The organism is Streptomyces sp. ICN903 (assembly GCF_022015835.1).
GTDB lineage: Bacteria > Actinomycetota > Actinomycetes > Streptomycetales > Streptomycetaceae > Streptomyces > Streptomyces fenghuangensis.
Map to the genome: position 1 here is coordinate 1 of NZ_JAKMAY010000526.1, position 1,902 is coordinate 1,902.

The following is a 1,902-nucleotide window of genomic DNA, read 5'->3' on the forward strand; positions in this document are numbered from 1 at the left end:
CCACTCCCGCCACCTCCACCGCTTTCCCCGTTTTCCCCGCGGACGCCGCGCCGTCCGCCGCGCCCCCCGGGCTGTCCGTGGCGCCGAAGACCGGCGCCGACGGGCGGCGCACCTGGGTCTTCCGCGACTCCCACGGCCGCGAGACCACCCTGCGCGGCTTCAACGTCTCCGGCAGTACCAAGCTCTACGAGAACGGCCTGCTGCCGTTCCGCAGCACCGCGGACGCCGCCCGTTCGGCACAGGCGATGCGCGACCTGACCGGCGCCAACGCCGTCCGCTTCCTCATCACCTGGGAGGGCGTGCAGCCCGAACCGGACCGCATCGACACCGGCTACCTCGACCGGGCCGCCGCGCAGATCCGCCAGTTCACCGACCGCGGCTTCCACGTCCTGCTCGACTACCACCAGGACCTGTACTCCTCGCACCTGTTCCACCAGGGCAGTTGGTACACCGGCGACGGCGCGCCGAAGTGGGTCGTGGACGGCGGCGGCTACCCCCGGGAGTCCTGCGGCGCGTGCCTGATGTGGGGGCAGAACATGCTCACCAACAAGGCGGTGCGGCAGGCCGCCTACGACTTCTGGCACAACCGCACGATCACCACCGGGGCGGGCGAGGTAGCAGTCCAGGACGCCTACCTGGACCAGGCGAAGGCCGCCATGGTCCATCTGCGCCGCGTCCTGCCGGCGTCCTCCTTCCGCGCGATCGCCGGCTTCGACGCCTTCAACGAGCCCTACGACGGCGGGCTGGACGGGGCCACCGGCGCACGCTGGGAGAGGGACTACCTGCTCCCCTTCTACCAGCGCTTCCGGGCCGCGATGGACGAGGCGGGCTGGCGGGACAAACCGGTGTTCGCCGAGCCGCTGGTGTTCTGGAACACCGGCTTCCTGGAGCAGGGCGGCTTCACCGAGACCGGCCCCCTCGGCCCCCGGTACGTCTTCAACAGCCACTACTACGACGGCGCCCGTATGACGGTCGACCTCACCCCGGCCGGCGACGGGACCTACGCCGCCGCGACCGGCCGCATCCGCGACCGCGCCGCCGAACTGGCCACGGCCCCCTTCGTGTCGGAGTTCGGCCACCGGATGACGGGCTGGGGCAGCGACCGCGGCCCGTGGATGACGCGGGCGATGTACCAGGGCATGGACCACGGCACCAGGGGCGCCCGCTGGTGGGAGGACCCGGCCGCCTCGGGGGAGGTGCTGTCGGGCACCCACTGGCACTGGGACGTCTACAGCGGGCGGCACCGCGAGGCGATGAACGGCAACCCGGACAGGATCCTCACCGAGGGCGACGCCTGGAACGACGAGGACCACTCCGTCGTCGCCTCCGGCGACGACGGCACCGTGCGGCTCCGTCTCGACCGCCGCGCCCTGGACCGGCTCTATCCGGCCGCCGTCTCCGGCGACACCCTCGCCTTCGCCTACGAGGACATGGCCCGCTCCGGCTACAGCCGGGACGGCGGGGAGGCCGGCGGCCGGGAGGAGACCTGGCTGCCCCCGCCCTCGAAGATGTCGCACGTCGCCGGGCTGCTTGAGGGCGGTCGGCAGTACGGGGTGCTGGTCTGGCGGGGCTCGCCGGACGCGGCCGGGGCGCCGACCGCCCTCCACCTGCCCGCCTCGTTCCGGCCCGCGGACACCGTGGTCGTCGGCGATGTGGCGTCGGTGCGCGGCCTGCCGGACTCCGGCTCCGGACCGGTCTCCGTGGACCGGGAGGAGGGCTCGGCCACGGCCAACCGCCTGCTGATCGAGGCCACCGGCGGCGACGGGGTGCACGTCGCCCTCGTCGTCGGATCCGGCGCGGACGAGGTCTCGCAGGCCGAGCTGTCGGCCGCCGCCCGGGAGCTCACCGACTGGAAGGAATCCGCCTTCGGCTGACCCCGGCCCCGGCCCCGGTCTCCCGGAC

Annotated in this window: 1 protein-coding gene; it reads left to right on the forward strand. The window is 73.6% G+C overall.

The features are described from left to right. Positions 1-1,874 (forward strand): cellulase family glycosylhydrolase (locus L7D48_RS28515; protein ID WP_237883951.1); only part of this gene is annotated, 1,874 nt, incomplete at its 5' end. Positions 1,875-1,902: the final 28 nt, after the last annotated feature.